This is a genomic window from Sulfitobacter sp. SK011, from assembly GCF_003352065.1.
GTDB lineage: Bacteria > Pseudomonadota > Alphaproteobacteria > Rhodobacterales > Rhodobacteraceae > Sulfitobacter.
Genome location: NZ_CP025803.1, coordinates 3,860,427 through 3,883,653, shown reverse-complemented (window position 1 = coordinate 3,883,653; position 23,227 = coordinate 3,860,427). Strand labels below are relative to the sequence as shown.

Below are 23,227 nucleotides of genomic sequence, written 5' to 3'. Positions count from 1 at the left end.
GGTTGGAGCCCATTCGGTCATATGGAGACGAAAAACTGATAACACACGAGAAAACTATTTGATCGAATTACGACCCAAATCATGCGACATAAGCAATCTTGAAATCTCGTCTTTTCCACTGTAGCCGCTCAGCAAACGAATAGGTTGCAAACCACTGACGAACCGAAAACCGGATAAGTTGGCTGCCCCCCTCATTGTCAAAAAGAATAAAGGCCATCGATATGACACCGGCAAGTCCATTATCCTACCGTCCGGAAATCGATGGCCTTCGTTTCCTCGCAATTACTGTGGTTTTGTTCTTCCATCTTGGTTTTTCAGATTGGGCGGGTGGTTTCACCGGTGTGGACATCTTCTTTGTGCTGTCGGGCTACCTGATTTGCGGTCAAATCTATATCTCGCTGAAAAAAGACAGGTTTTCTGCCCTAGATTTTTTTGCCCGTCGCATTCGCCGACTCAGTACCGCAGCCTTTGCCTGTTTTCTTGTCACGGGAGGTGCCGCCTACGTCGTTTTTAGCCCGCTTGAAATGTACGTCGTCGTGCAAAATTTGCTGGGCAGTATCACATTTACAAACAACATCTTATTGATGAATGAAGCTGGTTATTTTGCGCCATCCGCCGAGATGAACCCATTTCTACACACTTGGTCCTTGTCAATAGAAGAGCAGTTTTACATTGCCTTGCCGCTGGCCATTGCGTGTCTGAATTTTCGCGCCCGGAACTTTGTTTTGCTGCTTTGTGTAGCTTTTGCCATCTCGCTTTCGATCACTTTATTTTCAGGTTCTAAAATTTATTCACAAGATGCTCGGTACTTCTCTAGCCTTTTGCGGGTGTGGCAATTGGCGCTTGGTGGGCTGACATTTATTGCGTTGCAACGCATGCCACGGCCGATCAAGCTTTTTGGCCTGCCGCTGATTGGATCGGTGATGATGGTTGCCCCTACATTTATCATGCACGAAGGGGCAGTGCACCCCGGCCTTTGGGCATTGGCTCCAACCTTTGGTACTGCCCTGATGCTGTTATCAGCATTTCCTATGCATTCATTTTTAGCGCGCGTGCTGTCCAGCCGCATTCCTAGGTACTTGGGGAAAATTTCGTATGGGACGTATCTGTGGCATTGGCCAATCATTGTTTTTTATCAATATGTTGGTGGTGATTTTAGCGACAAGACCCGGGTTCTGGCAATTTTGGTGTCTTTTGGGATGGGTGCCCTATCACACCACATGGTTGAACAACCAATCCGAAAAATATCAACCTCCGGAAAGCGCGGATTTCTTTTTAGCCTGTTTGCTGCCCAAACGTTGGTCTTGGCGGGTCTGGCTGGAGCCCTTTCGATGCGTGGCAGCAATACTGACACCGACGAATATGCCCGCTTTAAAAAGATCCAGGAAGCTGGAAATTTTGCGACCGAAATGCCGGATCAGTGCTGGTATCAAAACTCAGGGGAAGGCCTTTGCGCGTTTGGTGTTTTGAATTTAGAAAAACGGCCAATTTTGCTGTGGGGCGACAGCATGGCGCTCAGCGCGTTACCAGCATTTGAGGCGCTAGCTGAACGTCGTCAAACATCCGGTGCAGTCTATGCAACGCCCGGCTGTCCACCGTTGCTTGGTGTCGTTCGGGATGTACCGAAAGCGTCGGGATGTCTGGCACTGAATTTGAGGGTGCTCGACACCCTCAAATCGGCTCCAGCGACAGACGTTTTTCTGTTTGCTCGTTGGCCGCACTACGCAGAAGGGGTACGAAACAACATGTGGGGGGAATCCGGCAAAGTTGATCTAGTAGATGCGAATTTTAAGGCCATCAATGCGGAAACAATAACAGTCTTCGGAGACGCTTTAAATGCATTGCTCAAAGCAATCGCTCCCCGTCACCACGTGGTCATCATTGGCGCACCTCCTGAATTTCCATATTCGGTGCCAAATGAAATGATCAAGAAAATCCGGTTTGAACAACCGTTAGAGCAGCTTGCACGCGGTCGGTTCGATGCTCGCGCAAAAAGAACAATTTCTCTTTTGAACAAAGTCGCTCAAACGAACGATGTAACGCTCATCAAACTGACAGATGTGTTCTGCGATTCAGAGGTCTGTCATATGAGCAAGGATGGCATACCACTGTTTGCTGACCATGTGCATTTGTCGGGAAGAGGCAATGAACTATTGTTGGAGGCCTTGATAAATGAATAGGCAAAGGCCCCAGCGCACACCGAAGAAAACGTTGCAGTCAACGGCAACTATGTCTGCATAGCCGACCTGCATGATTCTGGAGGGATGAGCCACCAATCCATCAGATGGTTTGCTATTGGTGCCGGATATTGCCCTGGTACGCATGCCCGGTGCGACAAAACGATGGGATTCCACCACTTGCCAAACATTTCCATCCCGCCTATACGCCAGCTTTCAACCGCCCGTCCGGCCAAAGTGGCATGCCGAGATGCGCGTTAACCGATCTGAACTATAGGAGACGGAAATGCCCAAGATGAAGACGAAATCGAGCGCTAAAAAGCGCTTTAAGATCTCGGCGACCGGTAAGGTCATCGGCGGCCAGGCTGGCAAACAGCATGGCATGATTAAGCGGAGCAAGAAATTCATCCGTAACGCACGCGGCACATCAGCATTGTCTGAGCCAGATGCAAAAATCATCAAGGGCTTTATGCCCTACGACCGCTGATAAAGGAGAGCCGAGATGTCCCGTACAAAAGGTGGCACAGTCACCCACGCCCGTCACAAGAAGATCATCAAAGCCGCCAAAGGTTATTATGGTCGTCGCAAGAACGTCTTTAAGGTCGCCACGCAGGCGGTCGACAAGGCCAACCAATACGCCACACGTGACCGCAAGAATCGCAAGCGCAACTTCCGCGCGCTGTGGATCCAGCGGATCAACGCCGCTGTGCGCAGCCACGACGAAGCGCTGACATACAGCCGTTTCATCAACGGTCTGTCGCTGGCCGGTATCGAGGTTGACCGCAAGGTTCTGGCCGATCTGGCCGTACATGAGCCCGAAGCGTTTGGCATGATCGTCAAGCAGGCACAGGATGCGCTGGCGGCCTGAGGCCCCTGTCGCAAAGACTGAAATTCAAAGCCGTCTCTGGAAACAGGGGCGGCTTTATCCGTTGGACCTGTTGCCTTTGGGCCAACTTGCCTTGTGTTCGAGCGTATTTCTGCTAGCACCAGCGCACCATAATGATGCGAGGCAGAGATGGACGATCTCAAGCAAAAATACCTAAGTCAGATCGCCAGTGCGGGTGATGAAGCGGCGTTGGAAGATATCCGGCTGGCTGCTGTTGGCAAAAAGGGCGAAGTCGCGTTGAAAATGCGCGAATTGGGCAAGATGACACCGGAAGAACGCCAGACGGCCGGCCCAGCACTGAATGCCCTGAAGGACGAGATCAATTCCGCCCTCGCGGCCAAGAAAGCCGCGTTGGGTGATGCCGCGCTGGATGAACGGCTGCGGTCCGAATGGCTGGATGTGACGCTGCCGACGCGGGCGCAGAGGCAGGGTTCGATTCACCCGGTATCACAGGTAACTGAGGAGCTGACCGCAATCTTTGCGGAGATGGGGTTTTCGGTGGCCGAGGGGCCGCGCATCGACACTGACTGGTATAATTTTGACGCGCTGAACATTCCCGGCCACCACCCGGCGCGCGCCGAGATGGACACGTTTTACATGCACCGCGCGGAAGGCGATAATCGCCCGCCGCATGTGTTGCGGACCCATACGTCGCCGGTGCAAATTCGTACGATGGAGGCCGAGGGCGCACCGCTGCGCATCATTTGCCCCGGTGGTGTGTACCGTGCCGATTACGACCAGACCCACACGCCGATGTTCCATCAGGTTGAGGGGCTGGCGATCGACAAAGACATCTCGATGGCGAATTTGAAATGGACGCTGGAGGAATTCTTTGCCGCGTTCTTTGAGATCGACGGAATCAAGACGCGCTTCCGGGCCTCGCATTTCCCGTTCACCGAACCTTCTGCAGAAGTTGATATCCAGTGTTCATGGGTCGACGGGCAGTTGCGGATTGGCGAAGGCGACGGTTGGTTGGAGGTTCTGGGATCCGGCATGGTGCATCCCAATGTGTTGCGGGCGGGCGGTGTGGACCCCGATCAATGGCAGGGCTTTGCCTTTGGCATGGGGATCGACCGGATAGCGATGCTGAAATACGGGATACCGGATTTGCGGGCGTTTTTTGACAGCGATTTGCGGTGGTTGCGGCATTATGGATTTGGCGCGCTGGATCAGCCGAACTTGCATGCTGGGTTGAGTAGGTGAGCTTGCGACTGCCGGTGACGGTTCTAAAACATCGTATTGGGGGCTCTTTCCTTTAGATTGTTGTTACCCATTCTAAGGAGCCTGTTACGTGCCTCACATTCTGATCATTGATTCCAACACGGCTGAGATAAATAGCGCCAGCAGCAAATGTGCGGGTGCGGTCTATGCCGATGCACTAATGGCGTGCCAAGACGACTTAAAAATCACCATTGCCGCGCCCTATGATGGGGATGATACCCCTGACCTCAGCGGCGTGGATGGTGTGGTTTTTACTGGCTCTGGGGTGGAGTGGAATACCGATGACCCGCGTGCTGAACCATTAGCGCAGGTCATGCGGGCTGTTTTTGCAAAGGGCATTCCCACGTTGGGATCGTGTAACGGAATGCAATTGGCAGCATCGGTTCTAGGGGGCTGTTCATCAGCTTCGCCCAATGGCCATGAAGATGGGCTTGCCCGTGAGATCAGGCTGACCGACGCGGGACATAAACATCCTTTCATGCGGGGTCGCCGTGATGGGTACGCTGTCCCCTGCGTGCACCGGGACGAAGTGCGTAAACTACCAGATGGGGCCATCCTGTTGGCGGGGAACGCACACTCGCATGTGCAAGCCTTTGTTTATGAGATGAATGGTATCCGTTTTTGGGGCGTGCAGTATCATCCGGAATATACGCCCGAATTCGTCAGTGGGTTGATGGCGCGCTTAGGGCGAATGCCAGAGCCCCAGATTTCTGACTTGGGCTGTGCTGACGTAGACGTCGACGCAGCATCCAGGCTCGGTATTCGGCCAGAAGATATGGGCGCGGAGATACGGCTGACCGAGTTGCGTAATTGGCTGGCGTCTTTGTGAGGTGACAGCCAGACGCAAATTGCTAATTTCAAGTCTATGGAAATTCGAAAACTGCTTTTTGTCTGGACGCTCGTTTTCCTTCCTGCAATGGGACCTTGGAAAGACTGTGAAGGTGCCACTGCCTGCACGCTTCAAGACCGCTCCTACCACGTCAAACTTCCCGATGATTGGGACGGCGAAACACCGCTCCCGATGCTCCTGCATTTCCACGGTTGGGGCCGGCAGGGCGACCTGATTGTCAAACACCGCCGTATCTCTGGCGCGACGCGTCGGCGGGGGGTGTTGTTGGTGGCACCCAATGGCAACGGGCGGTCCTGGGATTTCTGGGGCGGGCGCAGTGATGATGTGGAATTTGCTGCAGCGGTGATTGAGAATGTGGCCGCGCACTACCCTATTGATCGCAAACAGATCTATGTCTCGGGCTATTCCTACGGTGCCGCGATGGCATGGCGCTATGCCTGCGAAAACGGGAATGCTGTGGCGGCGTTGCTGGCGGTGTCGGGGTCGCTGCGACAGGATGAGGCCTGTCCGCAGGCACCGCGCGAGGTGCGGCATGTGCACGGCTTTGCTGACAATGTGATGGGGTTTCCCATGGGACCGGGTGGCGATGAAACCTATCCGGTGGCCCTGTGGCGTCAGCAGTTTGGCTGCGGTCCGGGGCAGGAAGAGTCCGCTTGGGGTGCAGTGGATTTTCTGACCTTTGATCGGCGGGTCTGGACAGACTGCGTGGAGGGTCACAAGGTCACGCTCGACCTGCATCCCGGCGGTCATTTCATTCCGCATGGCTGGATCGGCTGGCAATTGGATCAGTTGATGGGACGGGTGCCGCACTATCCCTGAGGGCTGGTTTGCGTGGCGGCGTTTCATTTGTGTATTTGAAGAACAATGAATGGATGGGTGGCGTTGCTAATTGCGGGCGTTGTCATTGAAACTGTCCGCGATAGCGGGTACCGAAAGCGCCAAGCAATGCTGCGAGGAATAACGACATGAAATTCACCCTGTCTTGGCTCAAAGAGCATCTGGATACCACCGCATCTTTGGATGAGATCACCTATGCGCTGACCGATCTGGGGCTTGAGGTTGAAGGTGTTGAGGACCGCGGTGCCCAGCTGGCGGGGTTCACGCTTGGGTATGTGAAGTCTGCGGAAAAGCATCCTGATGCGGACCGTTTGCAGGTTTGTCAGGTTGAGACGGATGAGGGCGTTCAGCAGATTATCTGTGGGGCACCCAACGCGCGGGCGGGCATCACCGTGGTTGTGGCCAAACCGGGTATTTACGTGCCGGGGATTGATACGACCATCGGGGTTGGCAAAATCCGTGGCATTGAGAGTTTCGGGATGATGGCCTCCGAGCGCGAGATGGAACTGTCAGAGGAGCATGACGGGATCATTGAACTGCCTTCGGGTGCGGTCGGGGATCGGTTTGTCGATTGGCTGGCTGAGAATGACCCGGCAAAGGTGGACCCGGTGATTGAGATTGCGATTACGCCCAACCGCCCTGATGCGCTTGGCGTGCGGGGGATTGCCCGCGATCTGGCGGCGCGTGGTTTGGGCAAGCTGAAAGCGCGCGATATGGATGCGGTTGAGGGCACGTTCCCCTGTCCCATCTCAGTGACAATTGATGATGACACGCTTGAGCAATGCCCGGTTTTCTTTGGACGGGTCATTCGGGGTGTCAAGAATGGCCCCAGCCCGGTGTGGTTGCAGGACAAGTTGCGCGCCATTGGGTTGCGGCCAATCTCGTTCCTTGTCGATGTGACCAATTTCTTCACCTATGATCGCAACCGTCCCCTGCATGTTTTTGATGCAGACAAGGTTGCGGGCGATGCGTTGCGTGTGCACCGTGCCAAAGGTGGCGAGACGATGATGGCGCTTGATGACAAGGAATATACCTTTGTCGAAGGCATGACGCTGATCTCTGATGCGCAGGGTGTGGAAAGCATCGGTGGCGTGATGGGCGGGCTTGGGTCGAGCTGCACCGGAGAAACAGTGAATGTGTTTGTTGAGGCCGCCTATTTTGATCCGGTGCGGACGGCCTACACAGGCCGGGCGCTAAAGATCAATTCGGATGCGCGGTATCGGTTTGAACGGGGCATTGACCCTGAATGGACGCCCTATGGCATCGAACATGCCACACGGATGATCCTTGATCATGCAGGTGGTGAAGCCTCTGATGTTGTTGTTGCGGGCACCATTCCCGACACCAGCCGCGCCTACAAACTGGACGCGGCGCGGGTTCAGGCGTTGGTGGGCATGACGATCCCGGAAAGCGACCAGCGCCAGACGTTGACGGCGCTGGGGTTCCGGTTGGAGGGCAATATGGCCCATGTGCCAAGCTGGCGGCCCGATGTGCAGGGCGAGGCCGATCTGGTGGAGGAAGTGGCGCGGATTGCATCGCTGACCAAGCTGGAAGGGCGACCGTTACCGCGGCTGAGTGCGGGGGTGCCCCGCCCGATCCTGTCACCAATGCAAAAACGCCAAGGGGCGGCCCGGCGGGCCTGTGCGGCGCTCGGATATAACGAATGTGTGAGCTATAGCTTTATTGATCAGGCATCTGCGGCGCTGTTTGGGGGCGGTACAGATGAGACCAAGCTGGAAAACCCGATCAGCAGCGACATGAGCCACATGCGGCCCGCCTTGTTGCCGGGTTTGTTGCAGGCTGCGGCGCGCAATCAGGCGCGTGGGTTTGCCGATATGGCGCTGTTTGAGGTCGGCCCCGCCTTTCATGGTGGGGAGCCGGGTGAACAACACAATCTGATTTCCGGGTTGCTGGTAGGCAAAACCGGACCAAAAGATGTGCATGGCGCATCCCGGGCAGTAGATGTGTTTGACGTCAAAGCCGATGCCGAAGCTGTTCTTGCCGCGATGGGTGCACCGGCGCGGGTCCAGATCCTGCGCGGTGCCGCAGGGTGGTGGCACCCTGGGCGGCATGGCATGATTTGTCTGGGCCCCAAAAAGGTGCTGGGCATCTATGGCGAGGTGCATCCCAAAGTGTTGGCTGCAATGGATGTCAAAGGCCCCGCGATGGCCTTTACACTTTGGCCTGCTGAAGTCCCGATGGCGCGCAAGTCGGGGGCGACGCGGGCAGCGTTGACCATCAATGATTTGCAGGCGGTTGAACGTGACTTTGCCTTTGTGGTGGATGCAGATGTTGAGGCCATGACCCTGCTGAACGCAGCGATGGGTGCTGATAAAGCATTGATCGAGGACGTGAGAGTATTTGATCAGTTCATCGGGGGATCACTGGGCGAGGGCAAAAAGTCGCTGGCGATCACGGTGCGGATGCAGCCGGTTGAGAAGACACTGAAGGACGCGGATATCGAAGCCGTCGGGGCCAAGGTCATCGAGAAAGTGACCAAGGCGACAGGGGGCGTTTTGCGCGGATGATCCGGACTACGTTCCTTGCGCTTTTGATGATTGCTTCGCAGGCGTCAGCATGGTGTGTGGAACCGGTAGAGGATGCGCGAAAGGGCACGGACCCGCTTGATTGGCGCGATTTTCAATTGCATCGCGTGATCCCGGGGTATCCCTACCTGCTGATTTCCCCAGCGGGGTACGGGTTACGCACCATCATTGACGGACGGTTCGTGGACCTTGAAACAGAGTTTCCGCATGGCGGCCTGGGCGGAACAACGGATTGGGTCGTTTTGGATGATGGCCGCGTGTGGGGGTGGCGGTTTGCCGATGGTGGGAAACAACTTTACGAGTTTCGCCCGGGACAGGATGGGTTCGTGCGGGCCGGGGTATCGGGATTCATCAATCAGGAATTTGACCCCTACCAACAAGTGATGCTGCTGCTTTTCAAAGACAAAGGGCTGATGCAGTGGGATGGCAGCACGTTGGCCAAAGCCCCCTTTGGGGAGACGCCGTTTGGCCGCGACAGTGAATTGCCGACTTTTCAACCCGCGCTGGGTATCTATCTGGCGCGACCGGGCAAGAAGATCTATGCGATAGATCCCAAAACACCGACCGATTGGCAGGAGGTGAACTTTGGCTGGTGGACCGGTCCGCCAGCATATTTCACGTTTTTCTGGTCCCGGACCATGCAGATCGCTGATGATGGCAAGGTTGCTACGCTGCACACGGGCAAGCATCTTTATGTGTTGAACCGCACGGGGGCGGCATCTCTTGACATGATCTATCGGTTGGACGGCTATCACAAGGTTGTGAAAGATGACGCGGGCAACCTCTGGTCGCAGCCGACACTGCTTACGCAACAGGCAATTGCCTTAACTGCACGAAAAGCAATCTATCAGACCGCCCTCTCCCTGCCCGAAGGGCATCCGGCGCGGCCCGCCACGGATGAATTCAACAAGCATACCTCCACAGTATTCGAGGGGACGTTTGTTGTGCCAAGAGACAAGCACATGGTATTCCGGCCCGACAGTGGCGGCGAAGAGCCCGTGGAGCCGCTCAAAGAGGCGGGCAACAGGACCAGATACTTCGGTGATGTTCCCGGCGAGAATTATGGCTTGGTGCGCGATCGCGATGAATTGCTGTTGCTGCACCGCGATTGCCCGATTGCGAAATAAAGGAAAAAAGATGCTGAAAGTATATTTATCCGGTGAAATTCACACCGATTGGCGTGAACAGATCACTCAGGGTGCCATGGGTTTGGATGTGACCTTTGATGGCCCTGTCACGGATCATGCGGCAAGTGACGATTGTGGTGTGGCCATCCTTGGGGCGGAGGTTGACAAGGTCTGGCATGACCGCAAAGGCGCGCAGATGAACGCGATCCGCACCCGCAAGGGGATCGAGGATGCCGATGTCGTCGTTGTGCGGTTTGGTGATCAGTACAAGCAGTGGAATGCCGCCTTTGATGCGGGATATGCCGCAGCATTGGGCAAATCGCTGATTATTCTGCATGGACCGGATCACGCCCATGCGCTGAAAGAAGTTGACGCGGCAGCGCTTGCTGTGGCCACTGAACCTGCGCAGGTCGTGCAAATTCTGCGCTATGTTCTTACCGGATCATTGCCGGATTGACCGATGGCGTCCTGATCTGAAATCGACCTGTGGTGCGTCGCAGATACGCGCGCAGATTGCTCTGATTGGCTTTACCCCGAAGGACATATTTCTGGCTGGGGAGCGACGCAATACTGGATCTGGGGCCCGACCGCATTTTGTGGGATGCATTGTTGCAAGAGGTTCGCATCGCCCATGAAGGGCATGCCGAGCTGAGCCGTTTTTGCCCTTTCCCCGATGACCTCAGGCCACAGAGAGTACTGCCATTCCAGGTGCCGCCCGCGGCGCTGTTGGTCAATGAACAAGGCCTTTTTTCAGATATCTATCCGCAGACCAGAAATGCTTTTGTTGCCGCGGGCGCGGTTGCGCAGTGGCGTGAAACCTACAAAGATACCGATATCGGGTCGGATTTTATGGACCGGTTCGGATGTTACTGCCTGATCGGCGACGGCGGTGCTTATACCAGCGCAACGATGGCCGCATGGGTGGTCTATATGCCAGCCGGGCTTTATTATACGTGGCATCAACATCCCGCCGAAGAAATGTACCTGACGCTTGCCGGCGAAGCGACATTCATGCGCGAGGGATGTGAGGATGCGGTGTTGCGGGCGGGGGGCACAAGCCAGCATGCCAGCAACCAGCCCCATGCGATGCAGACCCATGCCCATCCGGTGCTGGCCTATGTCGTGTGGCGCAATGGATTTGATTCGCCGCCAGTCCTGACGGGCGGCGAAAGAGTCTAAGTCTGGTCCTGACTGACCCGCCGGATGCGGTCAGTCGCGGGCCGGCGTCACCAGACCTTTTTGAACGGCGGGGCGCGCCTCAAACCTTTTGACGTAATCAACCAGATTTGTGTGATTGTCCCAGCCAAGCACTTCCTTTGCGCCATAAAAATCCAAAGCGCGGAGCCATGGGGCAATGGCGATGTCGGCAATGGTGTAGTCCGTTCCGGTGATCCACTCTTTGCCCGCCAATTCAAGGTTCAGCACATTCAGCAATCGTTTTGCTTCGTCGATGTAGCGTTGCTGGGGCCGCTTATCTTCCCAGTCAGACCCTGCGAATTTGTAAAAGAAACCCAATTGGCCAAGCATCGGCCCCAAACCGCCCATCTGAAACATCAGCCATTGAATCACCTGCGCACGCTCGCGCGCTGAGGTGCCGATGAACTTGCCGGATTTATCGGCGAGATAGATCAGGATCGCACCGGATTCGAACAACCCGATCGGGGTGCCGTCAGGGCCATTGGGATCAATGATCGCCGGGATCTTGTTGTTGGGATTCAATGACAGATATTCAGCACTTTTTACATCCGCGTCAGACAAAGTGACCTTATGCGCCTCATAGGGGATGCCCATTTCCTCAAGGGCGATGGATGCCTTGACGCCGTTGGGTGTGGGGAACGAATAGAGCTGCAGAATATCGGCGTTCTTGGCAGGCCATTTCTTGGCGATTGGAAATGCGGAAAGGTCGGCCATTTGATGTCTCCTTGACTGGTTTAGCCAACAACTAGGCGTTTTTCCCCGTAAGAACAGGCTGGCGAAGGTGCGTGGATGTGCTAACGAATGTGCGTTGGCGAACAAGCTGGTGCGAACAGTCGCCAAGATCAACCAAGGGGATGAGAAAATGATCAATGAATTCAAGGACTTTATCGCCAAGGGCAATGTCATGGACATGGCTGTTGGTATTATTATCGGTGCGGCCTTTACGGCTATTGTGACATCGCTGGTTGGCGATATTATCAATCCAATTATCGGACTGGTGTCTGGTGGCGTTGATTTCACCAATAATTACGCTGTCTTGGGCGGGGATCTGCCAGCAGGTGCGTCACTCGAAGCAGCGCGCGAAGCAGGTGCGTCCGTCTTTGCCTATGGCGCATTCATCATGGCCGTGATCAATTTCCTGATCATCGCTTTTGTGGTGTTCATGTTGGTCAAGATGGTGAACCGTGTGAAGGCCGCTGCAGAAAACCCGGATAACGTTGCTCCGGAAGTTGAGACAGGTCCATCCGAACTGGACGTGCTTTTGGAAATCCGCGATTCACTTGCCAAGGCAAAGTAACTGGTTTCAAATCTGATAAGGGAGGCCCGCCAATTGGCGGGCCTTTTGCGTTGTACCCGTTTAGAGAAGAAAAATGCGCGAGTTCCCAGCCCCTTGGCGCAAAGCATGTACCTCAGCAATGGTCGGGTCGTTGTGCCAGTTTTCAGCAGATTCACGGTTTGGGAAAGTGAGCAGAACCATGATCTGCGGGACCGGGCCATCCCCTTCGAGCAAGCTGGGGGCGGTGCTGACATGCAGAGGGCTGGCCCCATGTTTCGCCAGAGCAGGTCCAGCGACCTCGCGGTAGCGGGCCATCATGTCGGTGTCGGTAACATCCAGGGTGACAACGGCGTAACCAGTCATTTTGTACTCCTTTTCTGGTGATCTGGCTTCTGGATACCAGCAGACACCCTGTGCGAATACCGCTCAACATTGCGGATAGGTTGTGCGATAATAATCAGGATATGTTGGATTGGAACGATTTACGCTTCGTGCTCGAAACAGTACGGCAAGGCGGGTTGAGCGGGGCCGCGCGCACCTTGCGTGTCAATCATGCTACCGTTTCTCGCAGGATCACAGCGGCTGAGGCGGCATTAGGTGCCCGTTTGTTCAATCGCCAGGCCAGCGGTTATCGGCCGACCGAAGCAGGCCAAGAGGCCGCCCGCATTGCCGAGCGCATGGAAATGGCAAGCCACGATCTCACCCGCAGCATTGGTGCACGTGATCAGAAGCTAAGTGGGGTGCTAACGGTGACGGCATCTGAATTGCTGGTGGAACGGATACTGGCACCTCTACTTGCGCGCTTTATCGAGTTGTACCCAGATATCGAATTACGGCTTGTGGCGGCGAACCGAGAGTTGGATTTGAAGAAGATGGAGGCCGATGTTGCCTTTCGCATCTCTGACAACCCCGGAGACATGTTGGTCGGGCGGCGGGTGGCTGAACAAAACGCGGCCGTTTATGTTGGCTTGGAGCAAGCAGAACGCCTTCGTCTTGATCCAGACCAGCCGCTTGATTGGGTACGATTTGCGCATTGGCCGGGCCCGCCGCCTGAGGTAACGCATGCATGGCCGAACCGTCGGGTCCGATTGGTGGTGGATGATATGCAAGCAGCTGTCGCAGCCGTGCGAGCCAATATCGGGGCAACGCGGATGGCTTGTTTCTTGGGGGATAGTGACCCGGCAATGGTGCGTCTTCCGCGCGTGCCGGTTTTTCCCTATCGCCCACTTTGGGTTTTGACACACCCGGACTTACGCGCTGCGGCGCGTGTACTGGCTTTCACTGATTTTGCTAATCAGGAAATTGCATTACTGCGCCCCGTCTTCGAGGGGCGCAGTCTGCCTGACAAATAATCAGCCCGCGATTGCGTCGTCTGCTGAGATAAAGTCCATCTTCAACGCTTCGCCAACCGCAGCATAGGTCAGTTTGCCAGCATGCACGTTCAAGCCAGCCTTTAGATGGGGATCGTCAGCACAGGCTTTCTTCCATCCCTTGTTGGCCAGCGCCAGCATGAATGGCATCGTCGCGTTGCCCAGGGCGATGGTCGAAGTGCGCGCCACGGCACCGGGCATGTTGGCCACGCAATAATGCATGATCCCGTCCACTTCATAGACCGGGTCATGGTGGGTTGTGGCCTTTGAGGTTTCAAAGCAACCGCCTTGGTCAATCGCCACGTCAACCAGTGCCGCACCGGGTTTCAGTTCGCTGAGCTGTGCGCGGCTGATCAATTTTGGTGCGGCAGCACCGGGTATCAGCACAGCACCGATGATCATATCCGCCTCACGCGCCAGTTCGATGGTGTTTTGTGCCGAGGCATAGGAGGTTTTGAAAACACCACCATAGACATCATCCAGATAACGCAGCCGCACCAATGACCGGTCCAGAACGGTCACATCCGCGCCCATGCCAGCGGCGATACGCGCCGCATGTGTCCCGACGACACCGCCGCCTATGACCATGACCCGCGCCGGGCCAACACCGGGGACACCGCCCATCAGCACGCCACGGCCGCCATTGGCCTTTTGCAACGTCCAGGCCCCCACTTGCGGGGCCAGACGGCCCGCGACTTCGGACATTGGGGCTAGCAGGGGCAGGCCGCCATTGCGGTCGGTCACGGTTTCATAGGCGATGCAGGTGGCACCGGAGGCCAGCAGGTCTTTGGTCTGCTCAGGATCAGGGGCGAGGTGCAGGTAGGTAAAGAGCAATTGCCCTTCCCGCAGCATCTTGCGTTCGCCTGCCTGTGGTTCCTTGACCTTTACGATCATGTCAGCGGCGGCAAAGATTTCTTCTGCTGTGTCGAGGATCTTGGCACCCGCTGCTTCGTAGCTGGCATCATCAAAGCCCGCGCCGATCCCGGCACCGGATTGCACGATGACATTGTGACCATTGTTGACGGCTTCCATCGCTGCGCTGGGCGTTAATCCCACACGAAATTCCTGTGGCTTGATCTCTGTTGGGCAACCGATTTTCATTGGACGTTTCCTTGTTACATGATTTGCACAAAAACTAGGCGTATGGCCGTGCAAATAGGCGCGAATGAGGGTCGCCAAAGGCGGATAGTTTAGGATATATTTGCGCCAAGTTGGCGATTGACGCGAAGGACGTGCGCAAATGAGCTTGGACGAGATTGATCGGCGGATACTGCGCGCTGTGCAACGCAACGGGCGGATGTCCAACGCTGAGGTGTCTGAGATTGTGCATCTGTCCCCCTCTGCGTGTCACCGCCGTGTGCAGCGCCTTGAGAAGGACGGGTATATCATTGACTATGTGGCCTTGCTTGATGCGCGCAAGGTGGGGGTGCCGACAACTGTGTTTGTCGAGATTACCTTGCAGGGTCAGGCCGACGAAATATTGGATGCCTTTGAGAAAGCTGTCGCCCGGATACCCGACGTCCTGGAATGTCATCTGATGGCCGGAACTGCGGATTATCTGCTCAAGGTGGTTGCTGAAGACACCGATGATTTTGCCCGTATTCATCGCCAATATCTGGCGCGGTTGCCGGGGGTTGGGCAGATGCAATCTAGCTTTGCGCTGAGGACGGTTTGCAAAACCACGGCGTTGCCGATTGACTGAAGGCTGAGAGATGCGGGCGTGTTGTTTAGATGTATGCGCGCTGCGAATTCAGGCGTTCTAAACAAAGCCTTTTAACGCAAAGAAGCCCCGGCGCGCGTCTGGGGCTTCTTGCTTGGTTGTCTGGGTATCTTTACGGCAACAATACTTTGTCGATGGCGTGGATCACGCCGTTTGAAGCCGCAACATCAGCAATGACGACATTCGCGTTCTCGACTTTGACCCCGTTGGTGCCATTGATGTGCAGCCCACCACCCTGAACGCTGGTCAGCGCCCCGCGCTTGCCGGCAAGTGAACTGGCGGGATAGTTGCCTGCGACAACATGGTAGGTGAGAATTGAGACCAGTTGATCCTTGTTTTCAGGCTTGAGCAGGTTTTCAACGGTGCCTGCAGGCAGAGCCGCAAAGGCCGCGTTGGTTGGTGCGAAGACGGTAAAGGGTCCATCCCCTTTGAGGGTGTCGACCAATCCCGCAGCCGACACTGCGGCGACCAAAGTTGAGAAGTCGTCATTCGAGGAAGCGACATCGACAATATCGCCACCGGTCCCGGCACCAGTGGTGCACCCGGCAACGAATGCGATAAAGCCTGCGGCAACGGCGGATTTCAAAGCTGATCTACGGTTCATAATTCAAGTCCCTTGGTTGGTTGCGATGAAGTGTTTACGCACCGCCGCGAGAACCGGTTCACTAAAAGATGAGATTTGGCGAATAACCCACGAACGGTTGCGGTTTTTGGACATGCTGGTGATCACCGATTTACGGCATCGATGGCGGGACACCGCATTATATGATCGCACAAAAAAACCCCCCGCCGCCAACAGGCCACGGGGGGTTCAAAGTGCGTCAGAGACACGAGATGATTTAAATCACCCTTCGCGCTCCAATTTCTTGCGCGCCAGTTTACGGGCGCGGCGGATCGCTTCAGCTTTCTCGCGCGCTCTTTTCTCGGACGGTTTCTCGAAATGCTCTTTAAGTTTCATTTCACGAAACACACCTTCGCGCTGTAGCTTCTTCTTCAAGGCCCGAAGGGCTTGATCGACATTGTTGTCACGAACACTAACCTGCATGTGGTTTTCACCACCTTTCTAGGATAAAGTTGCAATAATTTGCAGGAAGCCGCCCTATATCAAGATGATACGGCTCTGTCGAGTCTGCTGTGACGTGAAATAAAGGAGCCCGCCATGACACATCCCAAAGATAAACTGCTGGATGCTGCGCTTGATCACGTGCCGTTTGATGGCTGGTCCGCCGCAACGTTCGACGCCGCGGTGCGCGACAGTGGGGTTGACGCAACGGTGGCACGGGCCGTGTGCCCGCGTGGCGCAATTGATCTGGCTGTGGCCTGTCACATACGCGGTGACACCCAGATGTTAGAGCGCCTGAAGGATCAGGATCTTGGGGCGATGCGGTTTCGTGATCGGATTGCCGCGGCGGTGCGCATCCGGCTTGAGGTTATCACGGACAAAGAGGTCATACGCCGCAGCTCCGCTCTGTTTGCCCTGCCGCAGTATCTGGCGGACGGGGCCAAGCTGATCTGGGGCACTTGCGATCACATCTGGGATGCTTTGGGCGATACATCTGATGATGTGAATTGGTATACCAAACGCGCGACGCTTTCCGGGGTCTACTCCGCTACCGTGTTGTATTGGTTGGGCGATACCAGCGATGACCATGCTGACACATGGGAATTTCTGGACCGGCGCATCGATAATGTCATGCAGATCGAAAAGGCAAAAGCGCAGGTCCGCGATAGCCCGACATTGAGCAAACTGATGGCGGGACCCAATTGGGTGATGAGCCACATTAAAGCACCTACGCGGTTCCCCAAGGGTGATCTGCCCGGATCGTGGACGTCGCCGCGACGATAACATCACAGGCTCTGGTGGTTTTCCTGCGATGGTGCGGGTAATAGGGCAAAGCCCGATTATTCCCTGAGCAAAGGCCGCCCGCATCATGCCCTCGCAACCGACGCCGCTGATTGCACTTGAAGCGATAGATTACGCCCCTGATGGCGTGCCCGTTCTGACGGATATCTCCTTTAGCACCAGCGCGCGGCGCATTGGGATCATTGGGCGCAACGGGTCTGGCAAAACGTCTTTGGCCCGAGTGATGGCGGGGCTTGTTTCCCCACACAAAGGAGACGCGCGCATCGCCGGAATAGACGTGTCCCGTGACCGCAAGGCGGCGTTGCGGCATGTCGGTATCTTGTTTCAAAACCCCGATCACCAGATCATTTTCCCAACGGTCGGCGAAGAGATCGCTTTTGGGCTGACCCAATTGGATCTGTCGAAAACTGAGGTCACTGCGCAGGTCACTGCCATTCTGACGCAGTTTGACAAAGCCCATTGGGGACCTGCGGCCATCCACCAACTTTCGCAGGGCCAACGGCAATTGGTTTGCCTGATGTCGGTGCTCGCGATGCAGCCGCAGGTGATCATTCTGGATGAACCCTTTGCCGGGCTTGATATTCCGACCGCCATGCATTTGCGCCGGGTGTTGGAGGGGCTGGATGTGACGCTGGTGGTGATCACCCATGATCCTGATGTGGTGCGAGGATATGATAGGGTTGTGTGGTTGGAAGGCGGACAGGTCGCCCAGAACGGTGCGCCGGGGCATGTTTTGCCGATCTTTGAGGCGCGGATGAAACAGATTGGGGACGGTGATGATCTCTCTTACGTCGCCGGTTGAAACCTGGGCGCACCGATGGCCAGCTGGCCTGAAGCTTGGTCTGCTTTGCGTGGCAACGATGGTGTTGTTCGCGGTGCAGCACCTGCAATGGCATCTGATATTTTTTGGGATTGCCTTCGTGCTCTACGCGCTGCCGGGGCGTCGTTTTTGGGTCAGTGGGCTGCGACGTCTGATGGTGCTCTGGCCTTTTGTGGTGCTGATCGTTCTGTGGCATTTCATCACCGCTGATCTTGGGGCGGGGGTGGTGATCGTGCTGCGGATGGTGACGGCAGTCGCGCTCGCCAATTTGGTCACCATGACCACCCGACTGTCCGACATGATGGGTGTCGTCCGGTGGCTTACCGCGCCTTTGCGGGTCTTCGGGGTCAGGACCGAACGGATCGAGCTGGCCATAGCGCTGGTGGTGCGGTTCACGCCGGTATTGGCAGCTAAGGGGCAGCTTTTGGCAATGGCATGGCGTGCGCGTGCGGTTCGGCGGGTCGGTTGGCGGATCATCACGCCCTTTGCGGTGTTGGCGATTGATGATGCTGAGCATGTGGCCGAGGCCCTGCGCGCCCGGGGTGGTGTGTAACATCAACCGGTTGACGGCACTTCATGGGCAGCCTACCGATGCGCGAAGTCGAACTTTGCGCAAGTCAGGGATACCACATGGAACGCTCAATCGCTCTCATTGCCATTTTTGCTGCCTTGATCGCGGCCCTTGGGTTGATGCCAAATCTGATGCTTGCGACAGGCGTGCCGATCACGGCGCAGAGCCTTGGTGTGATGCTCTGTGGAACAGTGTTGGGTGCCAGGCGTGGTGGGCTTGCTGTCCTGTTGTTCGTTGGCTTGGTGGCACTTGGGCTGCCGCTGCTGGCTGGTGGGCGCGGGGGCTTGGGTGTCTTTGCATCGCCGACTGTTGGGTTCATTGTCGGTTTCCCCATCGCGGCGTTCACGACGGGTTTCGTGATGGAGCAGATGCGCAGGCAACCGGTTGGTCTGGCCGCCGGCGTCTCCGCTGCGGTTGGGGGCATTTTGGTGCTCTATCTCTTTGGCATCACTGGGTTCATGTTCATTCTGGACAAGGGATTGGGTGAATCGCTGATCGTGCTTGGGGCGTATATACCCGGCGACATCATCAAGGTCATTCTGGCGGGGTTTATCACCGCGGGATTGGCCAAGGCGCGCCCCGCAAGTTTGCTGTCACGCACGTAACAACAGCGCGGTTCCGATCCCACCCGCTGCGGCAATCGCAGCCAATCCAGTGCCGCCTTTTTTCTGCAGGTCATGAAACAGCCGCACCGCGTTGATTGCACCGGATGCGCCAATGGGATGGCCCCGCGCCAGCGCACCGCCGCCTTGGTTCACGATGCCCGGATCAATGTGCGCGCCCTGAACACAAGCGATGGCCTGTACCGCGTAGGCCTCCATAATCTCGGCGGCGGAGAGGTCTTTTGGGGACAGGCCGGTTTGAGCCATGATCTTTGTGATGGCGGCAATTGGGGCAAGGCCGGGACAATCTGGTGCGCCGCCCATCGTCGCCCCCGCAACGATTTCAACTTTGGGGCCTGAAAGCCGTGCGGCCACGCGTTCAGATACCACCACACAGAATGCGGCCCCATCTGCGGCGACGGCCGCATTGGCCGCTGTGATATCCCCTGTAATTGTTTTGGCTCTTTCACATAATGCAGGACTTAGGCGGCGTGTGAATGTATCTTTGGTCACCCCGTCAATCGGGACGATTTCGTTGGGTGTCGGATGGTAGGACAGTGCTTTGGTATGGCTGGCGATTGCCCAGTCATCCTGTGCATTGCGGGTGATGCCAAGCGATTGGGCCAGCGCATCTGCTGCTTCTGCCATGTCAGGATCGCGGTCGGGCCAGGGGGTGAAAGACGCCTGATCATAAGCCACGGGCGCACGCCCATCCGTAAAGGTCTTCATCCGAACCGGGCGGCGTGAATAGCTTTCCACCCCGCCTGCGACGACCACATCAGCGTCACCACTGCGGATCATCTGACGGGCCAGCAAAAGGGCGTCCAGACCGCCCGCACATTGCCGATCAATGCTCAGCCCCGCGATGCGCTCCGGCAGGCCCGCCGCAAGGGCGATGATGCGCGCAGGGTTGCCGCCTGCGCCGAGGGCATTGCTGACGATGACCTCGTCGACATTACTGTCTTCTAGTCCAGCCTGCGACAGCGCCGCGCGCAGGACTGGCCCTGCAAGCGCGTGCATTTCCAGATGTGACAGTGCGCCGCCGCGCGGGGCAACAGCGCTTCGGCAGGCGGCGATGATATAGGCCGTCACACTTGGCCCTCCACCCAATTAGACAGGGTGACCAGATCAATCTTGCCGGAGCCAAGCAGTGGCAAGGACGGGTGGAACAGCACCTTTTGCGGGGTCATCAAGGCCCCCAGTTTTACATGGCATATGTCTTTCACGGCTTGAGCCATCGCGGCATTTTGCACCCCTTGCAAGATGGCGATCAAGCGGTGGCCACGTGTCCTGTCCGAAACCGGGATCACGGCACATGCCCCGAATTGGGGATTGGTTGAGATCAGCGTTTCGATGTCTTCGGGGAATACATTCTGGTCGGCTATGGTGATCATCCGCGTTTTGCGCCCCTTGATCCAGAGGTTGCCGTCGGTGTCGATCTTGCCCATTTCGCCCACGGTGACAAACCCATCTTTCCACCTTGTATCAGCGGGGTCATTGGCCATGTAGCGCTCAAAAAGATAGGGGCTTTGGACCCAGACCTCACCAACGCCGGTTGTCGGCACGCCATTTCTATCCAGAACACGCAGGACCATGCCGGGATAGGGTTGGCCAACCGAACCGTCAGGCGTGTTGGCACCCGCAAGAGTGATGAAGCTGGTCTCAGCAGCGCCATAAAAGACATGAAGCGCGGCATTGGGGCAAAGTGTCCTGGCCGCTGCCCGTGTGGATGGGTTCAGGTCGCCCCCGCCGCATAGGATCAGCCGCACACCGGGCAATTCTTCGCCCTTTGGATACGCGAGCAAGCGCAATTGTGTTGGCGTAGCGTAAAGCACGCTGATGCCGTGGTCCGCCAGCGCTGCCCGCTGCGTTCGGGGGCTTAAGCCGTCCAAGGCAAAGGCGTTCAGACCAAGATGCAGCGCTTCAAGCACGCCATAAAGCGCAAGTGAGTGGCTGAGTTTGCCGAAAACGGCGATGCAGTCATTTTCGGTGAAGTCGAATTGCGTTGCGTTAACTTCAAAGCTGGAAATCCACGACGCCTGTGACCGGCAGACAATCTTTGGCTGACCCGACGATCCACCCGTAAGGGTAAGGAAGTGGTTACTGTCGGTTTCAAGATCTGGCGGCAATGGTTTTTCAGAAACGCAAAAACCGCCATTGCCAATCAGCGCTGCACCAACGTCGGACAGGGCCGCGGCTGTTGGCGCGCAGGCAATCTGTTTGAAGGGCTGGTCTTGGCCGGTCTTTGGCCGTTTGATTTCGATATCGCCCGCGAAAAGCCGTGCGCGTTCATCCCATCTAAACGTCGCGGCTTGCGCCATTTTCAGTGCCTCACATTACGTTGCCTTGCTACTGACCTATCAAATCACGCGGCCAATGGCCAAGCACACAATATCCGGGTGCATGGGATGCGTGCCGCGTCTATGTTGGTGATCATATCTGTAACGTGGGGATGAGCCGATGACTGAGACGATGCGTGCAATTGAGATCACCAAACCCGGCGGGCCAGAGGTATTACAGGTCACAACCCGGCCAATGCCCATAGCCGGATATGGTCAGGTTGTGATCAAGGTCGCTTACGCCGGCGTAAACCGTCCGGACGCGTTGCAACGGGCTGGCATGTATGCGCCACCACCCACAGCAAGTGATCTGCCGGGGCTGGAAGCATCAGGTGAGGTGGTCATTGTTGGTGCTGGCGTGTCGACCGTTGCTGTTGGCGATCGTGTCTGTGCGCTGCTGCCCGGTGGCGGATATGCCGAATATGTTGCCACACCTGCCGCGCATTGTTTGCCGATCCCGTCTGGTATGGCGCTGAAACAGGCAGCGTGCCTGCCCGAGACGTTTTTCACCGTGTGGTCGAATGTCTTTATGCGCGGCGGTCTGAAGGCTGGAGAACGGTTTTTGGTGCATGGTGGATCATCGGGCATTGGCACAACGGCGATCCAACTGGCGCGGACCTTTGGCGCGCGGGTGTTTGCCACAGCCGGGACAGATGAAAAATGTGCGGCGTGCATTACGCTTGGTGCCGAAGAGGCGATCAATTACCGGGACAGTGATTTTGTGGAAGTCTTGCAGCCCGTAGGGGGTGCAAATCTCATTCTTGATATGGTGGGGGGCGATTACATTCCCCGAAACCTAAAGGCGTTGGCCGAGGATGGTCGATTGGTTCAGATCGCATTCCTGCAAGGACCGAAAGTTGAAGTGAATTTTGCCACCCTGATGACACGCCGCCTGACGATGACCGGATCGACGTTGCGCCCGCAAAGTGATCTGGCAAAGGCGCGCATCGCACAGGAACTGCAAGAAGCGGTTTGGCCGCTTCTATCATCGGGCAGTGTGGCCCCGGTGATGGACAGCGAATATGATTTCGAAGCGGCGTCAGAAGCGCATGCGCGGATGGAGACAAGCGGCCATATTGGCAAGATTGTTTTGAAAATCGCAGGCTGAACGGGGCACGACATTCAACGGAGCGGGTCAAACAGAGCGTCTTTCATCTGGCAATCTCGTATTACGTCCTGTCCGCAGGGCACTGGGGTGAGCTGAAGTGACAGGCAAATGCGCGCCTCTTGGATGCGGTTATTGCGGCAGGTGATGGTGATGCCGTCTGCTTTGATGGCCGGGTTGGATTTCAAAAAAGCGTCTTCGACAACTGAGGCGGGCAATCTGACGCTGCGGTCGAGTTTGCGAAAAATGGCGGGGCGTTCGATCAGCGCATAGGCGCGGCGGGACAACGCATAGTAATCCTGCGCGGAAAGGCCGGTGCAAGAGCCATGTTTTTTCCATTGGTGCCATGCCAGCCCGCTTGTGCCCATAATGTCGGCCATGGCGCTGGTCATGCCGCGCGATGGGGGCCGTTCAACCGTGCGGCAAAAGGAGGGGTAGCCGCGATGGAACTGAGGCCAGAGACCGTGCATGATCCAACCGTGGCCGGATTTTTCAGCGCATTGTGGCGATCGTTTTGCGTCACCTTCAATGGCACACCAATTTGGTGACCAGCTGAGCGACAGCACGAAATAGTCGAATTCACCGGCCAGTTCATTCTTGGCTGTGGCAGGGTGGGCGGCACCAAACAAGAGCGCCACAAACCCGATCAGCAGGATGCGCATTGGGTCTTTCCTTATGTTTCATGGCTCATTATATAGGCGTTAAGTTCCCCGACAATG

The 23,227-nt window shown here is 56.4% G+C and carries 26 protein-coding genes; 18 read left to right on the top strand and 8 right to left on the bottom strand.

Annotated features, from left to right (window positions below; genetic code table 11):
* Positions 1–221: 221 nt before the first annotated feature.
* The 10 genes from C1J02_RS19230 (at position 222) to C1J02_RS19185 (ending at position 10,823) form a co-directional block, all read left to right on the top strand.
* Positions 222–2,180: an acyltransferase family protein gene (locus C1J02_RS19230; RefSeq protein WP_114880009.1), complete on the top strand. Its 1,959-nt coding sequence runs from the start codon at positions 222–224 to the stop codon at positions 2,178–2,180.
* A 283-nt stretch (positions 2,181–2,463) separates the two neighbouring features.
* A complete protein-coding gene (rpmI, locus tag C1J02_RS19225) occupies positions 2,464–2,664 on the top strand; it encodes a 50S ribosomal protein L35 (protein ID WP_114880008.1) in 201 nt (66 codons plus the stop codon).
* Positions 2,665–2,679: 15 nt separating this feature from the next.
* Positions 2,680–3,045 carry a 50S ribosomal protein L20 gene (rplT, locus tag C1J02_RS19220; protein ID WP_114880007.1) on the top strand — a complete coding sequence of 122 codons (366 nt, stop codon included), beginning with the start codon at positions 2,680–2,682 and terminating at the stop codon, positions 3,043–3,045.
* A 147-nt stretch (positions 3,046–3,192) separates the two neighbouring features.
* Entirely contained in the window at positions 3,193–4,266 is a 1,074-nt protein-coding gene (gene pheS / locus C1J02_RS19215; RefSeq protein ID WP_114880006.1) for a phenylalanine--tRNA ligase subunit alpha, read from the top strand.
* An 88-nt stretch (positions 4,267–4,354) separates the two neighbouring features.
* Entirely contained in the window at positions 4,355–5,113 is a 759-nt protein-coding gene (locus tag C1J02_RS19210; protein ID WP_114880005.1) for a type 1 glutamine amidotransferase, read from the top strand.
* Between the two features lie 36 nt (positions 5,114–5,149).
* Positions 5,150–5,953, top strand: coding sequence for a PHB depolymerase family esterase (locus C1J02_RS19205; protein ID WP_114880004.1), 804 nt, complete (start codon positions 5,150–5,152; stop codon positions 5,951–5,953).
* 146 nt (positions 5,954–6,099) lie between these two features.
* The gene (pheT, locus tag C1J02_RS19200) at positions 6,100–8,499 is read left to right on the top strand and encodes a phenylalanine--tRNA ligase subunit beta (protein WP_114880003.1); all 2,400 of its coding nucleotides are present in this window, start codon (positions 6,100–6,102) and stop codon (positions 8,497–8,499) included.
* The gene (locus C1J02_RS19195) at positions 8,496–9,644 is read left to right on the top strand and encodes a hypothetical protein (protein WP_114880002.1); all 1,149 of its coding nucleotides are present in this window, start codon (positions 8,496–8,498) and stop codon (positions 9,642–9,644) included. Before pheT ends, C1J02_RS19195 begins: the two co-directional genes overlap by 4 nt.
* A 10-nt stretch (positions 9,645–9,654) precedes the next feature.
* Positions 9,655–10,101, top strand: coding sequence for a YtoQ family protein (locus C1J02_RS19190; RefSeq protein ID WP_114880001.1), 447 nt, complete (start codon positions 9,655–9,657; stop codon positions 10,099–10,101).
* A 152-nt stretch (positions 10,102–10,253) separates the two neighbouring features.
* A complete protein-coding gene (locus C1J02_RS19185) occupies positions 10,254–10,823 on the top strand; it encodes a dimethylsulfonioproprionate lyase family protein (protein WP_162798378.1) in 570 nt (189 codons plus the stop codon).
* A 30-nt stretch (positions 10,824–10,853) separates the two neighbouring features.
* Here the strand turns inward: C1J02_RS19185 and C1J02_RS19180 are convergent, their stop codons facing one another.
* On the bottom strand, positions 10,854–11,555 hold the full coding sequence (locus C1J02_RS19180) for a glutathione S-transferase N-terminal domain-containing protein (protein WP_114879999.1): 702 nt from the start codon (positions 11,553–11,555) through the stop codon (positions 10,854–10,856).
* A 148-nt stretch (positions 11,556–11,703) separates the two neighbouring features.
* Between C1J02_RS19180 and mscL the strand changes: the two genes are divergently transcribed.
* Entirely contained in the window at positions 11,704–12,138 is a 435-nt protein-coding gene (gene mscL, locus C1J02_RS19175) for a large conductance mechanosensitive channel protein MscL (protein ID WP_114880722.1), read from the top strand.
* A 60-nt stretch (positions 12,139–12,198) separates the two neighbouring features.
* On the opposite strand, the gene C1J02_RS19170 is transcribed toward mscL, so the two are convergent.
* Positions 12,199–12,480, bottom strand: a complete 282-nt coding sequence (locus tag C1J02_RS19170; RefSeq protein ID WP_114879998.1) for a DUF1330 domain-containing protein — start codon at positions 12,478–12,480, stop codon at positions 12,199–12,201.
* A 101-nt stretch (positions 12,481–12,581) separates the two neighbouring features.
* On the opposite strand from C1J02_RS19170, the gene C1J02_RS19165 reads away from it, so the two are divergent.
* The gene (locus tag C1J02_RS19165) at positions 12,582–13,469 is read left to right on the top strand and encodes a LysR family transcriptional regulator (RefSeq protein ID WP_114879997.1); all 888 of its coding nucleotides are present in this window, start codon (positions 12,582–12,584) and stop codon (positions 13,467–13,469) included.
* On the opposite strand, the gene ald is transcribed toward C1J02_RS19165, so the two are convergent.
* Positions 13,470–14,588: an alanine dehydrogenase gene (gene ald, locus C1J02_RS19160; protein ID WP_114879996.1), complete on the bottom strand. Its 1,119-nt coding sequence runs from the start codon at positions 14,586–14,588 to the stop codon at positions 13,470–13,472.
* Between the two features lie 139 nt (positions 14,589–14,727).
* Here ald and C1J02_RS19155 point away from each other — a divergent pair, with 139 nt between their 5' ends.
* On the top strand, positions 14,728–15,189 hold the full coding sequence (locus C1J02_RS19155) for an Lrp/AsnC family transcriptional regulator (protein ID WP_114879995.1): 462 nt from the start codon (positions 14,728–14,730) through the stop codon (positions 15,187–15,189).
* A gap of 130 nt (positions 15,190–15,319) precedes the next feature.
* On the opposite strand, the gene C1J02_RS19150 is transcribed toward C1J02_RS19155, so the two are convergent.
* Positions 15,320–15,811, bottom strand: coding sequence for a fasciclin domain-containing protein (locus tag C1J02_RS19150; RefSeq protein ID WP_114879994.1), 492 nt, complete (start codon positions 15,809–15,811; stop codon positions 15,320–15,322).
* A 240-nt stretch (positions 15,812–16,051) separates the two neighbouring features.
* Positions 16,052–16,252: a 30S ribosomal protein S21 gene (gene rpsU, locus C1J02_RS19145; protein ID WP_114879993.1), complete on the bottom strand. Its 201-nt coding sequence runs from the start codon at positions 16,250–16,252 to the stop codon at positions 16,052–16,054.
* Positions 16,253–16,366: 114 nt separating this feature from the next.
* On the opposite strand from rpsU, the gene C1J02_RS19140 reads away from it, so the two are divergent.
* The 4 genes from C1J02_RS19140 to C1J02_RS19125 all read left to right on the top strand — a co-directional run bounded on the left by C1J02_RS19140 (position 16,367) and on the right by C1J02_RS19125 (position 19,067).
* Positions 16,367–17,053 (top strand): COQ9 family protein, encoded by a 687-nt coding sequence (locus C1J02_RS19140; RefSeq protein ID WP_114879992.1) that lies wholly within the window; start codon positions 16,367–16,369, stop codon positions 17,051–17,053.
* An 85-nt stretch (positions 17,054–17,138) separates the two neighbouring features.
* A complete protein-coding gene (locus tag C1J02_RS19135; RefSeq protein WP_114879991.1) occupies positions 17,139–17,873 on the top strand; it encodes an energy-coupling factor ABC transporter ATP-binding protein in 735 nt (244 codons plus the stop codon).
* A complete protein-coding gene (locus C1J02_RS19130; RefSeq protein WP_114879990.1) occupies positions 17,848–18,444 on the top strand; it encodes an energy-coupling factor transporter transmembrane protein EcfT in 597 nt (198 codons plus the stop codon). The genes C1J02_RS19135 and C1J02_RS19130 overlap by 26 nt, the downstream gene beginning before the upstream one ends.
* A gap of 77 nt (positions 18,445–18,521) precedes the next feature.
* Positions 18,522–19,067 (top strand): biotin transporter BioY, encoded by a 546-nt coding sequence (locus C1J02_RS19125; protein WP_114879989.1) that lies wholly within the window; start codon positions 18,522–18,524, stop codon positions 19,065–19,067.
* On the opposite strand, the gene C1J02_RS19120 is transcribed toward C1J02_RS19125, so the two are convergent.
* A complete protein-coding gene (locus tag C1J02_RS19120) occupies positions 19,056–20,156 on the bottom strand; it encodes a thiolase family protein (RefSeq protein WP_114879988.1) in 1,101 nt (366 codons plus the stop codon). The genes C1J02_RS19125 and C1J02_RS19120 overlap by 12 nt on opposite strands.
* A complete protein-coding gene (locus tag C1J02_RS19115) occupies positions 20,153–21,385 on the bottom strand; it encodes a class I adenylate-forming enzyme family protein (RefSeq protein WP_114879987.1) in 1,233 nt (410 codons plus the stop codon). The genes C1J02_RS19120 and C1J02_RS19115 overlap by 4 nt, the downstream gene beginning before the upstream one ends.
* 139 nt (positions 21,386–21,524) lie before the next feature.
* Between C1J02_RS19115 and C1J02_RS19110 the strand changes: the two genes are divergently transcribed.
* Positions 21,525–22,511: an NAD(P)H-quinone oxidoreductase gene (locus tag C1J02_RS19110; protein WP_114879986.1), complete on the top strand. Its 987-nt coding sequence runs from the start codon at positions 21,525–21,527 to the stop codon at positions 22,509–22,511.
* Positions 22,512–22,525: 14 nt separating this feature from the next.
* Here C1J02_RS19110 and C1J02_RS19105 read toward each other — a convergent pair whose 3' ends face one another.
* A complete protein-coding gene (locus C1J02_RS19105) occupies positions 22,526–23,170 on the bottom strand; it encodes a ribonuclease T2 (protein ID WP_114879985.1) in 645 nt (214 codons plus the stop codon).
* Between the last annotated feature and the right edge of the window lie 57 nt (positions 23,171–23,227).